We start from the raw sequence: 20,258 nt of genomic DNA, 5'->3' as shown, positions 1-20,258 counted from the left end.
CTGTAGGATTTTTCGTAGACAGATGTGATGGCCACTCAGTATCGTCCGAGGGTTTTCAACCCTCGGCGATTGTATGGACACCTCGAAAGAAAAATCTGGCTGGAGTGATGAGGAGCTAGAAGCTTCTGTTGACGCTTATCTGAAAATGCTGGTTCTTGAACTGCAAAATCAGCCGTTCAATAAAGCGGACGAAAACCGACTATTACGGAAAGGCCCGCTAATCAGACGCAGCTCCTCTTCAGTCGAATACCGCATGCAGAATATCTCTGCGGTAATGGATCAGTTGGGACTGCCTCGAATTACAGGCTATGTTTCGGCGAAGAATCTCGGTTCTGGTGTCATTACGCGTATCAAAGAAATCCTCGCCAAAAAAGACACGGACGCGATACGGCACATCTCCCCACGACGCACTCCTCTTACAGAATTCCGGTTTATCGAACCTACCGCACCTGAATTGAATGATGCGCCCGCGGGTGTACTAAACCCAAAGCAGACTAACGCGACGGTAGTTAGGCTTTCGCGCAAACTAAACGTCAAAAAATGGGTTCTGAAACGTTCTAAAGGCATGTGTGAGGGTTGTGGCCAAAAAGCGCCATTCCAGGATGCCGATGGCAAACCATTTCTTGAAGTCCACCATGTGAAACATCTCGTCAACGGAGGGACAGACCGTACGAGCAATGCAGTAGCCTTGTGCCCGAACTGCCATCGACGCTGCCATTACTCGAGCGACAAAGATGAGTTCACTGCGGAGTTTTATAAAAGAGTCGCAGGGTTAGAGACTGAGTAGTGGTAGTGCATTCGGCACTCGACCAATTAGGCATTATTAACCCGGTGCCTTTTGGGGCAGCTCCGCTTCCCATCGGGGATAAATCCCCTCACCACATTTGAAACGTGTTGCTGCCGGGCGGGTGTCTGGATTCGACATTGTGTTGATGCCGAGAATCCCGAGCAGCCTGGCTCCCACAAATCCCGCATCATCCTGAAAACAATCAGTGCAACCCGCGCCACCTCCCGCTATTAATACCCCTCCCCCACTCAAGGATCCGAGCCCCACCATGAAATTCGATCTCGCCTACTGCCTCAGCCTCGACGACAAGTTGTCGATCTATGATGTTCGCGATCTCAATTTCGATGAGACGGTGGCGTTTGACTCTGCGAAGGAACACTTCCAGTGCCCCAACGATGCCTGTCGTTCGGCGTTCGAGGCCTCCAATGAGTTGGGCACGTTCAACGCCAAGAATGTGAATTACGTGCGCACGCCGCACTTCAAGAATCTGCCCACTACGCAGCATGTCGCGGGTTGTCCGTATGTGAGTTTGAAGGCTTTGGCTTCTGGCGTTGAGACGGCGGATGGCGAGGTGGATGACGGGCGTGAGGAACATTTCCCATCGGAGTTGTTGCTGACCCGGCGTGAGTATGTGCGCAAGCCCGTCGCGCCAGCGGGGGCGGCGGATGTGTTGCGCGATGATCCGGTGCGGGCGGCGGCGGACGGTGGTAAAGAGTCGGCGGGTCGTGAGTCGGCGCCGGACAAGACCAGTGTGTTTGCGCATCCGGTGGAGTGTTTTGTTTCCAACTTCGCGGACAAGGAGTTGCTTAAGCGGATGCCGTTGAAGGTCGGCGAGCATTCGGCGCCGTACAGTTCGTTCTTTAAGAAGGTTGAGTATCTGACGGACAACAAGGGGCTGATTTACTGGGGGCGGATCAAGAAGATCGAGGACTTCCACAGTGCCAGTTTTCGTATCGATTTCGAGGACAAGGTCTGGTTCAAGAAGCCCGAGGACAGTAAGAAGAAGCCGTATCCGGTGAGTGTTTATCTCAACAAGAAGCTGATCGACACCTACCGCAAGCGCAAGGCGTTTCTGGAAGAGATCAAGCACGCGGTGGACAGCGACAAGGCGTTGTTCTGTTTCTTCTATGGGGTGACGCCGGAGTTGAAGCAGGTGCCCGGCAAGAAGAACCCCGAAAAGCCTTTCGAGGTCTTCAATGCCAATATCGAGAACCTGGATCACTTCATTATTCGTGAGGCGCCGGGACTGGAGTGACGGTTAGCCTTGGGGTAGTTGCAGGTTGACGGCGCCAGCAGGCTGACTATGTCGGGATACAGAACTGCTGGAGCGACGCTCATACTGCTCAGCATTCCCCCCCTGCAACATACGAGCGTGATAACTGATGACTTCGCGCCCGAGTTGCTCAAGCATGGGCTACACCCTAGCGCCTATGACAAGCATTGATCTCTCGCCACGCCTCCAGACGTCGCTTCAAGGCATGTTCGATACCCGCCTCATCAACAGCGCAATATTCACGCAACCAGTGAGCGACCATTTCGACATTCGGCCAGTACATATCTTTCTGACCTTTGCTGCTTCTGGGCGTGTCATTCATCGCGGCATCGAAACCAATGGCTGCCCGTTCACCCGGTGGTAAACAGCCCGACTCAGATGCACTGCCTTGGAAATACCAGGCAATTTCATCAATGTGTTTTTGCGCACTTCGATGGCTACGCCGATAAAACCTGTAATCGTGACAGCCTTGATCCATGCGCTCCGGCATGACACCGGCATCGACCCAATCCATAAAGCCGTGATTGATCGCATCGCGGATCAATCCTTCACGCCAACGATCAGCAAACCAGGCAACGAAACCTTCTGCGTCGGCTTTTTTCGCCTCGGCGAAGACCATGCAGTAACGGGTTTTCACATGGATAACCAACAATACGTGCTTACGTTGCACCGTGATCGCATGGACTAGCCATTGCTCTACGGAATTGCTGGCCTCGTCATCTTCAATGGCCTTCGACGGGGGGTTGTTGTCCACCGGCGTGATTTTTTTGCCTTTGTGAACCCGGCTGAAAAACTTGCTGGCAGCTTCGGTGCAATTGAAGATCAACATGCGTTTTCTCTTTTGAATACTGAGGCCATCTTAGATCGACCGGGTATCCACTTCACTGATCTCGTGCCCTTCCCAGTGACGACTGAAGGAAAGCTACCCACACGGTGTCGGAGTTTTCTGCAACGTCCCAACACACGTCAAACACTCCCACAGCCGACGGAGCAGTTACCCGTAAGCTTGCCTACCTTCAATCGTTCTTTGCACCGCAAACCGGGCCGAGTTTCAGCGAGCAGCGACGACTCGGTCAGGCACCGTCCGTCTGGTTGGAGGCGGCGAATCAGGGAAAATCAAAAAATGCGTTTGATCCCGGCCGAAAACAACTGTACAAAAACACAGTATATTTTCAATCAGCACTCTTGAGCCCGGAGCACACCATGGCCACTTCTGCGATGAACCTCATTCTCGAACATATCGCGCTTTTCCAGTTTACCCCGACGCATTGCGTACAGGCCCGAGCCATGCTCGGCTGGAGCGCTGAGCAGTTGTCGCGTGAGGCCCAGGTGTCTGTCGAAGACATTCAGCGGTTTGAGGCGCAGCAGGATGTGGCCGATGCGGCGCGTCTGGCATTGGCGTATCGCTTGGAAGCGCAGGGGTTGGTGTTCTTTCCCGGGTTCGCGCCAGGCCGTAAATTGAATCCCCAGGCTATGCAGCAGAACGCTGTTGAGCGTGGGGATTTTGCTCAGGTCGGATGATTACTTGAAGGCAGGATGGTGCAGTTCGGCCGAGGCTTGTTCATAGCTGTAGGCCATGGCGAACAGTTGCGGCTCGCTCCAGGCTTTGCCGAAAAAGAACACCGAGGTCGGCAGTCCGTCATCGTCCATGCCCGATGGCACAGTGATCGCTGGATAGCCGGCGACGGCGGCGGCGAACTGCGAGTAGCCGTCGGCTTCGGCAATCATTGCGTCGAGGTTGTGTTCTTGCAGTTGTTCGTCGATGGCGCCCTTGAATTTTTCGCTGATGGTTGCGAGCGAAGCACGTGCCTGATCATGGGTCATGTCCATATCGTTGATCGCTTCGAGCATGCTTTGTCCGTGACCTTCAGTGCCGGGATTGGTTTTGTTGAAGTCGATCAGCGCTTGCAGCGACTGAATTGGCAGGTCGGGACGGCTTGCGAAGTATTCCGGCAATTCGTGTTTCATCCCGCCCATCAGATTTGGTATGTAATCAGCGGAATAGGGAAAACGGATAGTCACAGGTACGATCGTGGCGCCTTGTTCCTGCATCGCTGCCATGGCCATCAGAAATTCGACGCCAGGCGTCAGAGGCTTACCGTTGGCGCCGACGTATGCAACGGGATAACCGATGCGTTTGCCTTGCAGGGCATCGTTGCTCAGCAGCGCGGTGTAATCGATTCCTGTCGGTGCGCCCGAGGTGGCCGAGTCCGCCGCATCGATGCCTTGCATGAGGTTTAAGGTCAGCGCCGCATCGCGAACGGTTCGGCTTAAGGTTCCAGGAGTGTCTTGCAGTCGAGTGATCGGCACGATCCCGGATCGGCTTAACAGACCTAATGTCGGTTTGACGCCAACCACGCCGTTAGCCGACGCCGGGCAAGTGATCGAACCGTTGGTTTCAGTGCCCAAGGAAATTGGGGCGTAACCTGCTGCCACAGCAGAGGCGGAACCGGAGCTGGAACCGCATGTGCTTTCACTCGCCAGATGTGGGTTTTTCCCTTGGCCACCGCGACCGCTCCAGCCATGCGGCAGATCCATGTCCCGCACGTAAGCCCACTCACTCATGTTGGTTTTGCCCAACACAATCGCGCCAGCATCCCTTAATTGCTTAACCACGAAAGCATCAGCGGCAGCCGGCTGACCGACCATCGCCAAAGAACCCGCGCTGGTTTGCAGACTGTCAGCGGTATCGAAATTGTCTTTGAGCAGCACGGGAATGCCATGCAGCGCACCCCGCGTCTGACCTGCTGCGCGCTCTTCATCCAGTGCCTTGGCGATATCGAGCGCTTGCGGGTTGAGCTCGATAACGGCGTGAAGGGCCGGGCCTTGTTTGTCCAGGTCAGCGATTCGCTGCGTGAGGTGCTCAACTAGTGCGACGGCAGTCAGTTCATTGTTCGCCATCAGGGTGCCGAGTTCAGTAACGCTGGCGTATTCGAGTTCGGTATTCGCGGTGGCGGTGCTGGCAACGGCTGTGGCTGTCAGCGAAATCAGGATTGCTTGCGCCAGCGTGTTCATCCGGCGTTTGAAGGGGTGTTTCATGTGGATCATCCTTGTATGAAAAAATGCGAGTGAGTCATTCACTCGCGATACAGCCTACCGACACCGTCAGAAAGCGCTGTCAGCAACAAGGACAATCAGCAGTAGGAAAAGTCAGCCTGACTTGTAGCCGCTACACGGGGTGGAGGCTTTTTCTGACGCCGCTTCTTCCAGATTCAGCCAGCATTTGTGCACTGAAAATCTGAGATCGGAAAATGGTTTCACCCGCATACAAAACGCATTTGATTCCAGCAAATATTAACTGTACAAAAAACCAGTACACCCTAAATCACGCCTTAGTCTCAACCAGGCGTTAGCAATGAAAAGGATCGTTGACCATTATCCCAACATAGGTATATTTTGAATGTGTGCAAGGAAGCCGCTCTTGTGGGTGTGTAGCAGCAAAAAAGACCTGAAGCAGATGCCCACAGACGTGCAGGACGTTTTCGGTTATGCACTGGATCTCGCCCAAAATGGGCTGAAGCACCCAGATGCAAAACCTTTGAAGGGCTTTGGCGGTGCAGGAGTATTGGAACTGGTGGAGAACTTCGATACCAACACCTATCGCGCCGTTTACACAGTTCGTTTCGACAGCGCTGTTTACGTTTTGCACTGTTTCCAGAAGAAGGCGACGTCTGGAATCAAAACCGCTCAGTCGGACATTGAGCTAATCCGAAACCGACTTAGAGCTGCCCAGAATCACGCCAAAGGATCATCAAATGATAGAAATTGAAGAAGGCAGCGGCAACGTCTACCAAGACCTCGGCTTGCCCAATGCCAGTGAAATGCAGGTCAAATCACAACTCGCGGCCAAGATCGGCGAAATCATAAAGGCACGCCATCTGACCCAAATTCAAGCTTCGGAAATTCTGGGTTTGTCTCAGCCCAAACTCTCCGAAATGCTTCGCGGGAAATTTCGCGGTATCAGTGAAGCCAAGATGATGGAGTGTCTTTCTCGGCTCGGACGAGACGTACAAATAGTGGTGAAATCAGCCCCTCGTTCAAGGAAAGAGGGGCGTATTGAGGTGGTATTCGCTTGACGCGATAAGGCGTCAGGCGCCCTGCACCGCTGCTTCAGTCTCACCTTCAACCGTCAACCACCACGCACTCCCCCGCTGCGGCTGCGCCAGATTAAACGCCTCGCCCATCTGCGGCGTCGTGATCGTCACACTGCGCTCCCACGCCAGCGCGAGGATCCGGTCGAACGGTTCGTGCCAGGCATGCATGGCCAGGTCGAACGTGCCGTTGTGGATTGGAAATAGCCGGCGGCCCTTGAGGTCGATGTGCGCTTGCAGGGTTTGTTCCGGTTGCATGTGCACGTGTGGCCATTCGACGTTGTAGGCGCCGGTTTCCATCAGGGTCAGGTCGAACGGGCCGTATTCTTCGCCGATGCGTTTGAAGCCGTCGAAGTAGCCGCTGTCGCCGCTGAAGAAGATGCGCGTGTCGCCGTCGATCATTACCCACGACGCCCACAGCGTGCTGTTGCCGTCGAACAGGCCTCGACCGGAGAAGTGTTGCGACGGGGTGGCGATGAAGCGGATGCCGGCGATTTCGGTGCCCTGCCACCAGTCGTACTGGCGCACTTTGCTGGCGTCGATGCCCCATTTGATCAGGGTGTCGCCGACGCCCAGTGGGGTCAGGAAGTAGTTGGTTTTGTCGGCGAGTTTGAGTACGGCTTGGTAGTCGAGGTGGTCGTAGTGGTTGTGCGACAGGATCACCGCTTCGATCGGCGGCAATTGGTCGATGCTGATGGGTGGCTGGTGAAAACGTTTCGGGCCGGCCCATTGCACGGGCGAAGCACGCTCGGCAAAGACCGGGTCGGTGATCCAGAATTTATCGCGCATCTTCAATAGAAGAGTTGAGTGGCCGAGGCGATAGACGCTGTGGTTCGGCGCGGCCAGCAGGTCTTCGCGGGTCAGCGCTTGCACCGGGATCGGCGCGGCGGGCCGGGTGTCGCGGGGTTTGTGGAAGATCATGTTCCACATGATCCGCAACATTTTGCGCAGGCCTTCGCGCTGCACCGGCGCGTGGTTGCGGAACAGCCCTTGAGCCTGACGTGAGGCTTCGGGTGTGGAAGCGGGATTTGGGTTGGCCATGACTGAATGACTCCTGAAAAACCGGGGAATTCACGGCGTTTCACGGTGGGACGATAAATGGCCAAGGCTGCACGCACAGGCCGAACTGTCTGTTTTTTAGGTTGCGAGGATTAACGCAACATTACACTGAGCGGTGTAGTTTCTAGGTTGCATCAAACACGATGACAAGTAAACTACCGAGTGTAATTTCATTCACTTCCTGCCGAAGCTTACTTATGACAGCTCCACAGCGCCTCACCGACCGTAAACGCGAAGCCATTATTCAGGCAGCGATTGCCGAATTTCGTGCCAACGGGTTCGAGGTCACCAGCATGGATAAGATCGCCGCGACGGCGGGTGTGTCGAAGCGCACGGTGTACAACCATTTCCCCAGCAAGGAAGAGTTGTTCGCCGAGATTCTGAATCAGTTGTGGGCGCGGATCAGCGCAGAAATGCGCGAACCGTATTGCGCCGACAAGCCTTTGCGCGAGCAGCTGCGGCAGATGCTGTTGGCCAAATTGCAGATGATGGCCGACGACAATTTCCTCGGCCTGGCGCGGGTCGCGATTGCCGCCACCATCCATTCCCCGGAGCGTGCGCAGAACATGGTGGCGCGCATGGGCGAACGCGAAGAAGGCCTGACGGTGTGGATTCGTGCGGCGGTGGCCGACGGTCGATTGAAACCTATCGATCCGGAGTTCGCCGCGCATCAGGTGCAAGGGCTGCTGAAGTCGTTTGGCTTCTGGCCACAGATTTCCATGGGCCAACCGCCGCTGGATGCCGAGATGCAGAACACCGTCGTTGAATCGGCTCTGGACATGTTTCTCGGCTGTTATCAGCTCTAAGTCGCCGCTCTCCTGCGTGAGCCATCGATTAATGGCTCGGAAGGACACTGATCATTCCCGTTGGAATAAATGACAATGTCCGACAATCGACCGACAGACGGTCGACCTGAGGAAATATACTGCAAAGTATTTCAGGACGAATCACGCGCAGGACACCATGGAAAACAATCGCGGCAAAGGCTTGTCATTCGCCAGACGTATTTACCTGCCCCGGATCATCGGTCTGGGCGTCGGGTTTTTCTGTGTCGGCGCCGCGCTGCATCCGCTGAACATGCCGGGCTGGATCTGGGCACTGTTGCTGTTTAACGGCTTTGCCTGGCCGCATCTGGCGTATCAGATCTCCACGCGCTCTGCTTTTCCCTATCAGGCCGAGCGCCGCAACATGCTTTACGACTCGCTGTGCGGCGGGTTCTGGGCGGCGAGTTTTCAGTTCAATCCGCTGGCGACCGTGACCATTCTGTCGATGATGACCATGAACAACGTGGCGGCCGGTGGCCAGCGACTGTTCGTGTTTGGCGCCCTCGCCCAACTGGTCGGCGTGTTGCTGGGTTGGTCGATGTTCGGTTTCAAATTCAGTCTGACGATGACACAGGCGCAAGTCTGGGCCTGCTTGCCGATGCTCACCTTGTATCCGCTGGCGCTGGGCATGGTTTGTTATCGACTGGCGATCAAACTGTCCCAGCATAAACGTGCGTTGAGTGCGCTCAGCCGAACCGACAGCCTGACCGGCCTGCTCAATCACGGCGCTTGGAAAGACCTGTTGCACCTGAAGTTTCAGCAGTGCCGTCAGCACAACACGCAGGCGACGTTGGCGTTGATCGATATCGATCATTTCAAAGTGATCAACGACAGTTATGGGCACATCGTTGGCGATGCCGCGCTGCGTCAATTGAGTCAGGAGCTCAAGCGTGTGCTCGATGAATATGAGTTGGCCGGGCGCTATGGCGGTGATGAGTTTTGCGTGATTCTGCCGACGTTGCCATTGGCCAAAGCCGAGGTGTTGATGGAGCAGTTGCGCGAGGCGCTGGAGCAGTATCGCCATCCGGATGTGCCGGATTTGCGGGTGAGTTTAAGTATTGGCCTGGCGCGCTATCAGGCCGGGTATAAGGATGCGGTGGATTGGCTGGAGGATGCGGACAAGGCGTTGTATACGGCGAAACATACGGGGCGCAATACGATCAGTGTGGCGTTGGCGCACGACGCGAGAGTTTGAGTGACCGAGTCGCAGCCTTCGCGAGCAAGCTCGCTCCCACAATTTGACCGAGTTTCATCAGTAGGAATGCAGTTCAAATGTGGGAGCGAGCCTGCTCGCGAAGAGGCCGGCAGCCACAACGCAAGACTATAGTGATGCACAGCCACCCAACCCCGCCGAGCCCATCATGACCCCTGACCCATCCGAAAAACCCACCACCGATCCCACCGATCACCTGCGCTTCCACCGCCCTCACGCCCACCTCGCCACCACGTTCGGTAACGACACCTTCGCCCTGCGCGCCGAGGCCTTTGCGCGGTTCTTCGGCACGCCGACATTTCTCGGCGCGCAAACCCTGATCGTGTTGCTGTGGGTCTGCCTCAACGTTTTCGGCGTGACCACGTTCGACGTTTACCCGTTCATCCTGCTCAACCTCGCGTTCAGCCTGCAATCGGCCTACGCCGCGCCGCTGATTCTGCTCGCGCAAACCCGCCAGGCCGCGCGCGACAAGGCGCAATCCGACGCCGATGCCCAGCACCGTGAAGACCTCGCGCGAGCTAACACTGAGCGCCAGGCTCAAGCGGCACAGAACACCGCGCAATTACTGGAATTGCTGGAGCAAAACACCCGCCTCACCGAGATGACCAAGAGCCTGACCGAACGTATCGAAAGTCTCACCAGCGAGATGCACGATCACATGCGCCAGTCTGCGCAGCGCTGATCACGGCAGACGCAGCGCCCGCCCAAGTTCATCGAACAGCGTGACCACCGAGCGCAACGCCCGGCAATCCGGACGGGTCAGCAGCCACAGCGCGGTGTCGTAACCGTGCAACGGTTCGCTCAAGGCTTGCAGGTCATCGCCCATCAGAAAATCCGGCAATGCCGCCACACCGAGCCCGGCGCGTACCAACTCCGTAACCGAGAGCATGCTGTTGCAGCGATAACCCGGCACCACGCCGGGCAAGTGCTGACGGCGCCAGGCGATGGTCGGGTGATCGGGCAGAAAGTCATCCGGGGCGATCCAGGTCAGCGCGGCCAGATCTGTAGGATCGACGTTCTGCAGATAGCGCGGACTGGCACAGACCCTGTAGGAAATCTTCGCCAGTTGCCGTCCGACCAAGTGCTCCGGCGGTGTGCGCGTGAGACGCAGGGCAATGTCGGCATCACGGCGGCTGAGGTTGGCGAAGTCGTTGGAGGTGCTCAGTTCGATGGTCAGCGCCGGGTAGTTGGGCATGAACTGCGCCAGCGCCGGCAGCAGCAGGCCTTGCAGTACCGAGTCGGTGCAGGTCAGACGCACCGTGCCGCTGATCACTTCGCCACCCTGCTCCACGCCAATGCGTGCCGCTTCGAGGGCTTGCTCGGCGCGTTCGGCCTGCTCGGCGAGGTTCTGTGCGAGGGTAGTCGGCAGGTAACCGGCGCGGCTTTTTTCGAAGAGTTGCTGGCCGAGCGCGGCTTCGAGACGGCGCACGGCGCGGAACACGGTGGAGACGTCTACTTTTAACAGCTGAGATGCGCGGGCCAGAGAGCCGGCGCGCGTTAGAGCGAGGATCAGGGCCAGATCGGGGTAGTCGAGCTGATAGTGCGCCGCTGCATTGATCACTTGGGGAAACGCCAATATTGAGTGCGTGAGCGCCAATCTATAGTGAGTGGCGTTAGCGGGCAATCACACCCTCCTCAAAGCAAACGCAAAACTCTGTGGTGAGGGGATTTATCCCCAGTCGGCTGCGAAGCAGTCGTCGCTCTTGAAATCTTGGGGCCGCTTCGCTGCCCAACGGGGATAAATCCCCTCGCCACAGGGGTTCATCGATCTATTCAAAAAGGAATTTACATGGACGCTGTTTCCATCGCCCTCATCGGCGATTACGACCCGCAGGTGACGGCCCACCAGGCCATCCCCGTCGCCCTTGGGCTGATCGCTGAACACCTCGCCCGCCCCGTGCATTTCGAATGGCTGGCCACCGACCAGATTCACGCCGATAGCGCGCTGCAACGCTTCGACGGCATCTGGTGCGTCCCCGCCAGCCCTTACAAAAACGAAGCCGGCGCTCTGCGGGCCATCCGTTTTGCCCGCGAGCAGCAGCGACCTTTCCTCGGCACCTGCGGTGGTTTTCAACATGCCGTACTGGAATTTTCCCGCAACGTGCTGGGCTGGGCCGACGCAGAGCACGGCGAAACCTCGCCCGATTCCGAACGTGCTTTGCTCACGCCGTTGACCTGTTCACTGGTCGAAGCGGTGGACAGCATTCATCTGGTATCCGGTTCGTTGATCGCCAAGGCGTACGAAACGTCGGAAATTCAGGAAGGCTATCGCTGCCGCTACGGTGTGAATCCGCAGTTCGAGGGTGATCTTCTGAGCAATGGCCTACACGCCACAGGGCATGATTCGGTGGGGGATTTACGCGCGATCGAGCTCAAGGATCATCGGTTCTTTGTCGCAACGTTGTTCCAGCCGGAACGCGCGGCGCTCGGAGGAAAAATCCCACCGCTGGTGCGGGCGTTTGTCGAAGCTTGCGTGGAGGCACAGCAATGACCTCGTGTTTTGCGGTGATCTTCACCTCGACGCGCACCGAGGGTGATAACGGTTATGCCGCAGCCGCCGAGCGCATGGAAGAGTTGGTGAATATGCAACCGGGGTATCTCGGTGTGGAGTCGGTTCGTGGGGCGGATGGTGTCGGCATTACCGTGTCGTATTGGGAGAGTGAGGCGGCGATTCTTGCGTGGCGGCAGAATCCTGAGCATCGGGTAATTCAGGAGCGTGGGCGATCGATTTGGTATTCGAAGTTTCATACGCGGGTTTGCCGGGTTGAGCGGGAGTATCGGTTTGGGCAGTGAGGATGGCGGCGCAGTCTAGGCCGCCTTCGCGAGCAAGCTCGGCTCCTACAAAAGATTTGCGAGCGCCACCAATCCTTGTAGGAGCCGAGCTTGCTCGCGAAGAGGCCCTCTCAGTCACCGCAAAATCTCAACCCCGCACCAAGCTGCGCACCGCCACTATCTCCGGCACTTCAACCTTCTGCATATACACCCGCAACGGCTCGGTAATGTTGATCCGCTCATCAATATGCTGATCCAGCAGCAACTGAATCAACTCACGTTTAAGCGTCATGGTCTGCTCGGTCGCCGGCGCCCAGACGAATTCGCTGGTCGGAATAATGCCGTCATCGGCGACGTCCATGCCGAACGAATCTTCGCTGAAACGCACGATGTATTGACCGGTTTTGCGGTTGAGGCCGACAAAACCCTTGAGGTCGTCGGCAGCCTGGCAGATGAGTTGGGAGGTGATGCGCATGGTAAACCTCACGAAAAGTGATCGATGGTTTACACGCAAGGCGATCGAGTGGCGCGCCCTCTGCCGGGGCGTCTGCCGAGGGCAAGCGTACTTCAGTTGGCGAGCAGAATTGTAGGAAAATTCGGTTTTAATACATTTATGTCGGTCTGGCGATAGCACGCAATCGATTCAGTTGTTAAAAGGTACGTCTTTGAAACAGACCCGCGAAAGGATCTCGAACATGCCCGCCACTTTCACCAAAAGCGCCCTCATGCTGAGCCTGTTGCTCGGACTCGGTCAGGCGCACGCCGCCAGCCAGAGCAATCCCGACGCCGTGGCCGGGGCGCATGGCATCCCGCACCCGGCGGTGATCGCTCACCGTGGCGCGTCCTTCGATGCTCCGGAATCCACTGCCGCCTCCTACACACTGGCCCGCGACCTCGGCGCTGATTATCTGGAAATGGATTTGCAGCGCAGCAAGGATGGCGTGCTGTTCGCCCTGCACGATGACAATCTGCAGCGCACCACCGACGTCGCGAGCAAGTTCCCGGATCGCAAGGACAGCCCGGCCAACGCCTTCACCATGGCCGAACTGAAAACCCTCGACGCCGGCAGCTGGTTCAACGCCAAGTACCCGGAGCGCGCGCGTCCTTCTTATGCCGGGCTGAAAATTCTGACCCTGGACGAAATCATCAACATCGCCCAGGCCAACCCGCACCACAAACCAGGCCTTTACATCGAAACCAAAGAGCCGCAGCTGTTCCCGGGCATCGAACATGACCTCAAGGAAAAATTGCAGGATCGCGGCTGGCTGAGCCCGGCCGGTTCGAAACTGGCGAAGAGTCCGTTGGGCGTGGGTCAGGGTAAAGGCAAAGTGATCCTGCAGACGTTCGAGAAAAACAGCCTCGAACTGCTGGAAAAAGAAATGCCGCAAGTGCCGAAAATCCTGCTGTTGTGGGTCGGCGAAGGCAGCGTCGAACCGAAGTCGAAAGTGACTTTTGCCGAGTCGGGCGAGAAGGACAAAAACGTTTTCTACGGCAAACAGGAGCCGAAGTCTGAAGCCGAGTTCAAGCAGTGGGTCGACTACGCCAAGGCGCAAGGTGCAATCGGCACCGGCCCTTCGGCGAAGTTGACCAACAGCGGCGATCAAAGCTATTCGGATCTGGTGCAACCGTGGATGAATAAGTACACCCACGATCAAGGCATGCTCGTTCACGTTTACACCGTCGATGAGCCGGTGGATTTCGAGAAGGTGATGGCTGCGGGTGTCGACGGCATCTTCACCAACCGCGCCAGCGAACTGTTGAAGTTCTACAAGCGTCCGGCGGCCGGCAGTGTTGATCAGGTGTTGAAGAACAACGGTTATTGAGCGGCGATCTAGGTATCTGCATCGCGAGCAGGCGCGCTCCTATAAGAGCTGTTTGTTGGCGGTGCAAGTTTTTAAGGGTGAGTTAAGTTGCGCTGGTTAACCTGAACTCACTTAAACAGCTCACCCAATTAGACACACCACTAAAGGATTGAACCGATGAAAACTTTGACTGCCCTGTTTACTGCCGCTGCTCTGACCCTGACTGCTGGCCTGGCCCAAGCTGATGTTCGCGTCGACCAGATCCCTCAGTTGGTGAAGGAAGGCAAGATCAAGTCGCTGGAATCGATGAACGCCGAAGCGTTGAAACTGCACCCGGGTGCGACCATCACTGACACCGATCTCGATAACCACTTCAATGGTTATGAGTATGAAGTTGAACTGCGCCTGGCCGATGGCACTGAGTGGGATGTCGACTTCGACGCCACTACCGGTAAAGTGCTGAGCAACAAGCAAGACCACTGATACAGCGCACTAGCGAAAGCCGCACGATTGAAAGATCGTGCGGCTTTTTTGTGTTTGGTCTGAGAGATTTGTCGACGGTGGGATTTTACCCCCTCACCCCAGCCCTCTCCCCCAAGGGGGCGAGGGGGAAAGGGAGCAAATCGTGAGCTTTTCAAAGTCAAAGTACGGCTCGAAATCTCAGGTCGGTGAACCTTAAAAGAACACCTCGGTCAGTCCCCTCTCCCCCCGGGAGAGGGTTAGGGTGAGGGGAAAAGCCATCACGCCGAAGTACTGACCAACGCCCCCGACGTACTCGACCCCGAATCCTGCAACGCCTGCAACAACGACGCCGTAGCCGTCTGCAAAGAAGCCGACGTCGTGGTGATCTGCGCCTGCGCTGCCGCTACGTCCGCCGCTTTCGCGTCCGCGCTTTCCTGCTTCGCCTGCGCCGCTTGCAGTGCCTGCTGCTGTTGCTGCAATTGCTTTTGCAGCTCGGCAATCTGCTTGCGCAGCTCCTTCACCGAATCCGATTCTTCACTGCTGCTGGAACTGCTATCCCCCGCCGGTGCCGCGCCGCCCGCCGCTTTCGGCGCATCGCCGGATGCACTCGCACTCGCAGTCGCCGTCGCGGTGGTGGTGGTGTCGTCGCCAACGTCGTTGATCGTGGTTTTACTGGTGGACGTAGTGACAGTCTGATTGATCGAAACAGAGCTGATGCTGACCATGGAAATACTCCAATACCGGTGATAGATAAGCGGTCATCGACCAGCGCCGCGATGAATTGAGATCGACTGTGTACCCACACGGTATCGAAATCGGTACATGTCACCCCGTCATCGAGCGGTCACAAAATCGTCACGCACGATTGCGAAGATGCCGAGCAGGTGAATCTGTAAACCCCACGCCAGACGCCCTCTCCGCAGCGAGCCTCCATGAACCACAGCCTCGACATCAGTCATCGCGATCCCGATCTGTTTGGCCTGCTCTACGGCTTTCGCTTTCTGCCCGGCGAACGTGGCCGCGAAGTGGATTCGGCGACGGCATTACGCTGTTTGCAGGACGACAGCGACAGCGGCGAATTTCTCTGGCTGCACCTCAATCTCGCGCACGCGGCGTGCGAGCGCTGGATGAAGAGTCATCTGCAATTGCCGGAAGAGTTTTTCGAAGCGTTGCATGAAGGCTCGCGGTCGACGCGCATCGAGCATGTCGACTCGGCGTTGCTGGCGGTGGTCAACGATGTGGTGTTCAACCTCAGCAGCATGGTGTCGTCGGACGTGTCGACATTGTGGGTCTGCGTGCGCAGCAAATTGATCGTCAGCGCGCGCCTGCAACCGCTGCACTCGGTGGATAAATTGCGTTCGTCGGTAAAGGCCGGCGAGCGCTTTCGTTCACCGTCGGAACTACTCGTGCATTTGCTGCGGGATCAGGGCGAGGTGCTGACGCAAATCGTGCGCAAAACCAGTATGAGTGTGGATCAGGTCGAGGATGAATTGCTCTCCTCAAAGCTATCGACCAACCGTGCCGAACTGGGTGCCAATCGACGGGTGCTGGTGCGGCTGCAACGGCTGTTGGCGCTGGAGCCGGGTTCGTTGCTGCGTCTGCTCAATCGGCCGCCGCCGTGGTTGCAGAAGGAGGACGTCAAGGAGCTGCGCAAATCCACTGAAGAGTTTGCGCTGATCATCAACGACCTCATGGCGTTGGGTGAGCGGATCAAATTGCTCCAGGAAGAAATCGCCGCCAACCTCAACGAACAGAGCAACCGCACGCTGTTTACCCTGACCGTGGTGACGGTGCTGGCGCTGCCGATCAACATCATTGCCGGTTTTTTCGGGATGAATGTGGGGGGCGTGCCACTGTCGCAGGATCCGGAAGGGTTCTGGATATTGGTGGCGCTGGTGGCGACGTTTACCGTGATTGCGGGGCGGTGGGCGTTTCGTAAAAGGGGTGATTACTGACCCTTGTCCATCGCAGATCCATCGTTGAGACAGAGATCCCATTGTGGTGACAGAGAGCTGTCTTGGTGACACAGATCCATTGTGGTGACAAAGATCCTGTGGCGAGGGGATTTATCCCCGATGGGTTGCGAAGCAGCCCCAAAACCATTCACCCCGGTTTTTCAGTTGAACCGCGTCTGCCGGATTTACGACTGCTGCGCAGCCGATCGGGGATAAATCCCCTCACCACAGGTAAATCATTGCTCCTGCGACCTCCTTTCCCTTCAGATCAATGGTTGCGCTATTCATCCAAACACTGATCTGCCGCAGTCTCTCTGTAACATTCTGCAATGATCATGGGCGACATTCCTTCCCTCGCTGAGGATTGTCCGCTCATGGCTACTCCCTCCCTGACCGCCAGCCACACATCCGCCCCCAGCGGCAGGCCCGCCCTCGACAAGAAAACCAGCCCGTTCACCTACGTGATTTTTTTCGCCGTGCTGGCGATGGGCATGCTGTTCACCGCCTACAGCCTGATGCACGACATGCACGAACTCGGCACGGTCGTCACCACGTGGACGCCGTTTCTGCTGCTCGGCGTTGCGCTGTTGATTGCGCTGGGCTTCGAGTTCGTCAACGGTTTCCATGACACCGCCAACGCCGTCGCGACGGTGATTTATACCCACTCGCTACCGCCGAATGTCGCGGTGGTCTGGTCGGGTTTTTTCAACTTTCTCGGTGTGCTGCTTTCGAGCGGCGCGGTGGCGTTCGGCATCATCGCTCTGCTGCCGGTTGAGTTGATTTTGCAGGTCGGCTCGTCGGCGGGTTTCGCGATGATTTTCGCGCTGCTGATCGCCGCGATCCTGTGGAACCTCGGCACTTGGTGGCTGGGTTTACCGGCCTCTTCGTCGCACACGCTGATCGGTTCGATCATCGGCGTCGGCGTGGCCAATGCCTTGATGCATGGCCGCGACGGCACCAGCGGTGTCGACTGGGCGCAGGCGACCAAGATCGGTTACGCGCTGCTGCTCTCACCGCTGGTGGGTTTCGGTTGTGCCGCGCTGTTGCTGCTGGCGCTGCGGGCGTTCGTGAAGAATCGTTCGCTGTACAAGGCACCGGAAGGCAACGCGCCGCCGCCCTGGTGGATTCGCGGTTTGCTGATCGCCACGTGCACCGGCGTGTCCTTCGCTCACGGCTCCAACGACGGCCAGAAAGGCATGGGCCTGATCATGTTGATTCTGGTCGGCACGCTGCCAATGGCGTACGCCTTGAACCGCACCATGCCCGAAGAACAATCGCTGCAGTTCGCCGCTGTGGCGCAAGTCACCCAGCAAGCGCTGGTGAAAAGTGCACCGCAGCCGGCGCCGGCTGATCCGCGTCCGATCCTTTCCGATTACGTGCGCAGCAAGGAAGCCACGCCGCAACTGATTCCCGCCCTCGCTGCCCTCACCGGGCACATCGGCGAAGAAGTCCGGGGCTACGGTTCGCTGGCGAAAGTCCCGGCCGAGGCCATGGGCAACGTGCGTAACGACATGTACCTGGCCAGCGAAAGTATTCGCCTGATGGACAAGAACAAGGTCGGCAATTTCGACGCTGACACTAGCAGCAAGCTGCAACTGTTCAAGCAACAGATCGACAACGCCACGCGGTTTATTCCGCTGTGGGTGAAGATCGCCGTGGCCATCGCACTGGGGCTTGGCACTATGGTTGGCTGGAAGCGGATTGTGGTGACGGTGGGTGAAAAAATCGGCAAGACGCATCTGACGTATGCCCAGGGTGCGTCGGCGGAAACCGTGGCGATGCTGACCATTGGTGCGGCGGATATGTTCGGTTTGCCGGTGTCGACGACGCATGTGTTGTCGTCGGGTGTGGCGGGGACGATGGTTGCCAACGGCGGTGGATTGCAGATGAAGACCATCCGCAATTTGTTGATGGCGTGGGTGCTGACGTTGCCGGCGGCGATCCTGCTGTCAGGCAGCCTCTACTGGCTGTTTACCCAAATCTTCTGACCCACAACAATTCCCTGTAGGAGCTGCCGCAGGCTGCGATCTTTTGATCCTGTTTTAAAGATCAAAAGATCGCAGCCTGCGGCAGCTCCTACAGGTAGCCGTTTCAGATAGAGATCCAGTGAGGTTTGAGTGCAAGGTGTGGGTTAGAGGGTTGAGCGGATCACATCGCCGAGCCAATCCATAAACACCCGCACGCGCAACGGCAAATGTCGCTGCCGGGCATACAACAACGAAATCGCCATCGACGGCGCCGTGAACTGCGGCAACACCGCCAGCAGTTCGCCGTTATCCAAATGCGGTTTCATGCCCGAGCGCGGCACTTGGGTCAAACCGAACCCGCCCAGACACGCCGACTCATAAGCATCCGTGCTGTTAACCGTCACACTGCCCGCCATCGGCAAACGCTTAACCTCACCTCCCTCCTCGTACACAAACCCTTCCGAACGCGAACCCAATACGCCGACGTAATGCACCAGCCGATGCTGCGCCAGATCCTCCAGCGTCTGCGGCACACCATAGCGTTCAAGGTAAGCCGGGCTCGCGCAGTTGATCATCGAAAAATCGCCCAAATGCCGCGCCACCACCGATTGATCCGGCTGCGCGCCAATGCGCACCACACAATCAAAACCCTCGCTGAGCAGATCGACGCGGCGGTCGGTGCTGCTGATTTCCAGTTCCAGATTTGGGTGACGATCCATGAACTCAGGCAACAGCGGCATGACCAGACGTCGCGACAGAATGTTCGGCATGTCGACACGAATACGCCCGGTCAGCGAGGCCTCATCCTGGCGGAACAACCCTTCAATCTCGTCCATGTGCGAAAGCAGATCTTTGCTGCGTTCGTACAGCACCAAACCGTCCTGCGTCGCCTGCACTTTGCGCGTGGTGCGCTGCAACAGGCGCGTGCCGACCAGTGTTTCGAGTGCCTGCACATGTTCGGACACGGTAGAGCGCGGCAGGCCGAGGCTCTCGCCGGCGAGGGTGAAACTCGACAGTTCGCTGACCCGGACGAAGGTGCGCAGCAGTTCCAGTTTGTTCATGTAAGCACCTGAAGATTGTTCGGCTGAGCCGATCAGTGATTCCGATTTCAGTCTGTTTATCACCTATCGGCGGACAAATAAACTGAGTCCCATCACCACTCACCAGCATCGAGGAAAGCCCATGAACCGCAAAATCGCATTGATCACCGGCGCCAGTCGTGGCCTCGGCAAAAACGCCGCCCTGCACCTCGCGGCCCAAGGTGTCGACATCATCGGCACTTACCACAGCCGCGTGGATGAAGCGCAGGCGCTGGTCGTCGAACTGGAAAAACTCGGCGCCAAAGCGGTGATGCTGCAACTGGACGTCGGTCGCAGTGACAGCTTTGCCGGGTTCGGCGCGAAGGTTGAGCAAGCGCTGCGCGAACAATTTGAACGTGAGCGTTTTGATTTTCTGATCAACAACGCCGGGGTCGGTCTGCACGTGAGTTTCGCCGAGACCACAGTTGAGCAATTCGACATGCTGATGAACGTGCATTTCAAGGGGCCGTTCTTCCTGACGCAGCAACTCTTACCGCTGATTAACGACGGCGGACGCATCATCAATATCTCCAGCGGCCTCGCGCGTTTCACCATTCCGGGCGCCAGTGCTTATGCGGCGATGAAAGGCGCGATTGAAGTGCTGACTCGTTATCAGGCGAAAGAGCTGGGCGCGCGGCAGATTGCTGTGAACACGTTGGCGCCAGGCGCGATTGAAACTGATTTTGGTGGCGGGACTGTTCGCGATAATGCAGCGGTGAATGCGATGGTCGCGGAAAACACTGCGCTGGGACGCGCCGGTCAGCCGGATGATATTGGCGGGGCGCTGGCGTTGTTGCTGTCGCCGGGTGCGCAATGGATCAATGGGCAGCGGGTTGAAGCCTCCGGCGGGATGTTCCTCTAACGTCCCTGAAAACACCTACCTCTGTAGGAGCTGCCGAAGGCTGCGATCTTTTGATTTTGCCCTTTAAATCAAGATCAAAAGATCGCAGCCTTCGGCAGCTCCTACACGAGGA

Annotated in this window: 22 protein-coding genes; 15 read left to right on the top strand and 7 right to left on the bottom strand. The window is 57.3% G+C overall.

The genetic code is table 11. From position 1 onward, the window contains the following. Positions 1-73 precede the first annotated feature (73 nt). Both ACIOMO_RS16395 and ACIOMO_RS16390 read left to right on the top strand, forming a co-directional pair. A complete protein-coding gene (locus tag ACIOMO_RS16395) occupies positions 74-787 on the top strand; it encodes an HNH endonuclease signature motif containing protein (RefSeq protein ID WP_159812727.1) in 714 nt (237 codons plus the stop codon). Between the two features lie 268 nt (positions 788-1,055). Further along, positions 1,056-2,042, top strand: coding sequence for a hypothetical protein (locus tag ACIOMO_RS16390; protein WP_401242045.1), 987 nt, complete (start codon positions 1,056-1,058; stop codon positions 2,040-2,042). A 166-nt stretch (positions 2,043-2,208) separates the two neighbouring features. Here ACIOMO_RS16390 and ACIOMO_RS16385 read toward each other — a convergent pair whose 3' ends face one another. Continuing rightward, positions 2,209-2,889, bottom strand: a complete 681-nt coding sequence (locus ACIOMO_RS16385; RefSeq protein WP_053122903.1) for a DUF6933 domain-containing protein — start codon at positions 2,887-2,889, stop codon at positions 2,209-2,211. A gap of 374 nt (positions 2,890-3,263) precedes the next feature. Between ACIOMO_RS16385 and ACIOMO_RS16380 the strand changes: the two genes are divergently transcribed. Beyond that, positions 3,264-3,581, top strand: coding sequence for an XRE family transcriptional regulator (locus ACIOMO_RS16380; protein WP_212543847.1), 318 nt, complete (start codon positions 3,264-3,266; stop codon positions 3,579-3,581). Here the strand turns inward: ACIOMO_RS16380 and ACIOMO_RS16375 are convergent, their stop codons facing one another. Next, positions 3,582-5,099: an amidase family protein gene (locus ACIOMO_RS16375; protein ID WP_401242042.1), complete on the bottom strand. Its 1,518-nt coding sequence runs from the start codon at positions 5,097-5,099 to the stop codon at positions 3,582-3,584. A 361-nt stretch (positions 5,100-5,460) separates the two neighbouring features. Between ACIOMO_RS16375 and ACIOMO_RS16370 the strand changes: the two genes are divergently transcribed. After that, positions 5,461-5,829 (top strand): type II toxin-antitoxin system RelE/ParE family toxin, encoded by a 369-nt coding sequence (locus ACIOMO_RS16370; protein WP_159812737.1) that lies wholly within the window; start codon positions 5,461-5,463, stop codon positions 5,827-5,829. Then, a complete protein-coding gene (locus ACIOMO_RS16365) occupies positions 5,816-6,136 on the top strand; it encodes a helix-turn-helix domain-containing protein (RefSeq protein WP_053122912.1) in 321 nt (106 codons plus the stop codon). Before ACIOMO_RS16370 ends, ACIOMO_RS16365 begins: the two co-directional genes overlap by 14 nt. 12 nt (positions 6,137-6,148) lie before the next feature. Here ACIOMO_RS16365 and ACIOMO_RS16360 read toward each other — a convergent pair whose 3' ends face one another. After that, a complete protein-coding gene (locus ACIOMO_RS16360) occupies positions 6,149-7,192 on the bottom strand; it encodes an MBL fold metallo-hydrolase (RefSeq protein WP_401242038.1) in 1,044 nt (347 codons plus the stop codon). 215 nt (positions 7,193-7,407) lie between these two features. Here ACIOMO_RS16360 and ACIOMO_RS16355 point away from each other — a divergent pair, with 215 nt between their 5' ends. From ACIOMO_RS16355 to ACIOMO_RS16345, 3 genes are all read left to right on the top strand, one after another. Next, positions 7,408-8,016, top strand: a complete 609-nt coding sequence (locus ACIOMO_RS16355; protein ID WP_053122915.1) for a TetR/AcrR family transcriptional regulator — start codon at positions 7,408-7,410, stop codon at positions 8,014-8,016. A gap of 157 nt (positions 8,017-8,173) precedes the next feature. Further along, positions 8,174-9,229: a diguanylate cyclase gene (locus ACIOMO_RS16350; protein ID WP_401242035.1), complete on the top strand. Its 1,056-nt coding sequence runs from the start codon at positions 8,174-8,176 to the stop codon at positions 9,227-9,229. Positions 9,230-9,395: 166 nt separating this feature from the next. Further along, entirely contained in the window at positions 9,396-9,929 is a 534-nt protein-coding gene (locus tag ACIOMO_RS16345; protein WP_053122919.1) for a DUF1003 domain-containing protein, read from the top strand. Here ACIOMO_RS16345 and ACIOMO_RS16340 read toward each other — a convergent pair whose 3' ends face one another. Then, complete coding sequence (locus ACIOMO_RS16340; RefSeq protein WP_053122921.1) at positions 9,930-10,808, bottom strand: LysR substrate-binding domain-containing protein; 879 nt, start codon at positions 10,806-10,808, stop codon at positions 9,930-9,932. It abuts the gene before it with no gap. Positions 10,809-11,036: 228 nt separating this feature from the next. On the opposite strand from ACIOMO_RS16340, the gene ACIOMO_RS16335 reads away from it, so the two are divergent. Together ACIOMO_RS16335 and ACIOMO_RS16330 are read left to right on the top strand one after the other, a co-directional pair. Further along, positions 11,037-11,738 (top strand): CTP synthase, encoded by a 702-nt coding sequence (locus tag ACIOMO_RS16335; protein ID WP_401242033.1) that lies wholly within the window; start codon positions 11,037-11,039, stop codon positions 11,736-11,738. Further along, positions 11,735-12,040 (top strand): antibiotic biosynthesis monooxygenase, encoded by a 306-nt coding sequence (locus tag ACIOMO_RS16330; RefSeq protein ID WP_159812747.1) that lies wholly within the window; start codon positions 11,735-11,737, stop codon positions 12,038-12,040. The genes ACIOMO_RS16335 and ACIOMO_RS16330 overlap by 4 nt, the downstream gene beginning before the upstream one ends. Positions 12,041-12,167: 127 nt before the next feature. Here the strand turns inward: ACIOMO_RS16330 and ACIOMO_RS16325 are convergent, their stop codons facing one another. Next, positions 12,168-12,494: a DUF2025 family protein gene (locus ACIOMO_RS16325; RefSeq protein ID WP_159812749.1), complete on the bottom strand. Its 327-nt coding sequence runs from the start codon at positions 12,492-12,494 to the stop codon at positions 12,168-12,170. 220 nt (positions 12,495-12,714) lie between these two features. On the opposite strand from ACIOMO_RS16325, the gene ACIOMO_RS16320 reads away from it, so the two are divergent. Both ACIOMO_RS16320 and ACIOMO_RS16315 read left to right on the top strand, forming a co-directional pair. Further along, on the top strand, positions 12,715-13,842 hold the full coding sequence (locus ACIOMO_RS16320; protein WP_401242028.1) for a glycerophosphodiester phosphodiesterase: 1,128 nt from the start codon (positions 12,715-12,717) through the stop codon (positions 13,840-13,842). Between the two features lie 156 nt (positions 13,843-13,998). Continuing rightward, positions 13,999-14,304 carry a PepSY domain-containing protein gene (locus tag ACIOMO_RS16315; protein WP_159812753.1) on the top strand — a complete coding sequence of 102 codons (306 nt, stop codon included), beginning with the start codon at positions 13,999-14,001 and terminating at the stop codon, positions 14,302-14,304. 257 nt (positions 14,305-14,561) lie between these two features. Here the strand turns inward: ACIOMO_RS16315 and ACIOMO_RS16310 are convergent, their stop codons facing one another. After that, positions 14,562-15,008 (bottom strand): hypothetical protein, encoded by a 447-nt coding sequence (locus ACIOMO_RS16310; RefSeq protein WP_401242026.1) that lies wholly within the window; start codon positions 15,006-15,008, stop codon positions 14,562-14,564. A 207-nt stretch (positions 15,009-15,215) separates the two neighbouring features. On the opposite strand from ACIOMO_RS16310, the gene ACIOMO_RS16305 reads away from it, so the two are divergent. Together ACIOMO_RS16305 and ACIOMO_RS16300 are read left to right on the top strand one after the other, a co-directional pair. After that, on the top strand, positions 15,216-16,238 hold the full coding sequence (locus tag ACIOMO_RS16305; RefSeq protein WP_401242023.1) for a transporter: 1,023 nt from the start codon (positions 15,216-15,218) through the stop codon (positions 16,236-16,238). A gap of 374 nt (positions 16,239-16,612) precedes the next feature. Continuing rightward, complete coding sequence (locus ACIOMO_RS16300; protein WP_212543853.1) at positions 16,613-18,226, top strand: inorganic phosphate transporter; 1,614 nt, start codon at positions 16,613-16,615, stop codon at positions 18,224-18,226. 143 nt (positions 18,227-18,369) lie between these two features. Here ACIOMO_RS16300 and ACIOMO_RS16295 read toward each other — a convergent pair whose 3' ends face one another. Next, on the bottom strand, positions 18,370-19,266 hold the full coding sequence (locus ACIOMO_RS16295) for a LysR family transcriptional regulator (RefSeq protein ID WP_401242020.1): 897 nt from the start codon (positions 19,264-19,266) through the stop codon (positions 18,370-18,372). Between the two features lie 121 nt (positions 19,267-19,387). On the opposite strand from ACIOMO_RS16295, the gene ACIOMO_RS16290 reads away from it, so the two are divergent. Continuing rightward, a complete protein-coding gene (locus ACIOMO_RS16290) occupies positions 19,388-20,146 on the top strand; it encodes an SDR family NAD(P)-dependent oxidoreductase (protein WP_401242017.1) in 759 nt (252 codons plus the stop codon). Positions 20,147-20,258: the final 112 nt, after the last annotated feature.

Source organism: Pseudomonas sp. NPDC087804 (assembly GCF_044742965.1).
In the GTDB taxonomy this organism is placed as follows: Bacteria; Pseudomonadota; Gammaproteobacteria; order Pseudomonadales; family Pseudomonadaceae; genus Aquipseudomonas; species Aquipseudomonas rustica.
This window is presented reverse-complemented; position numbering and strand designations above follow the sequence as displayed.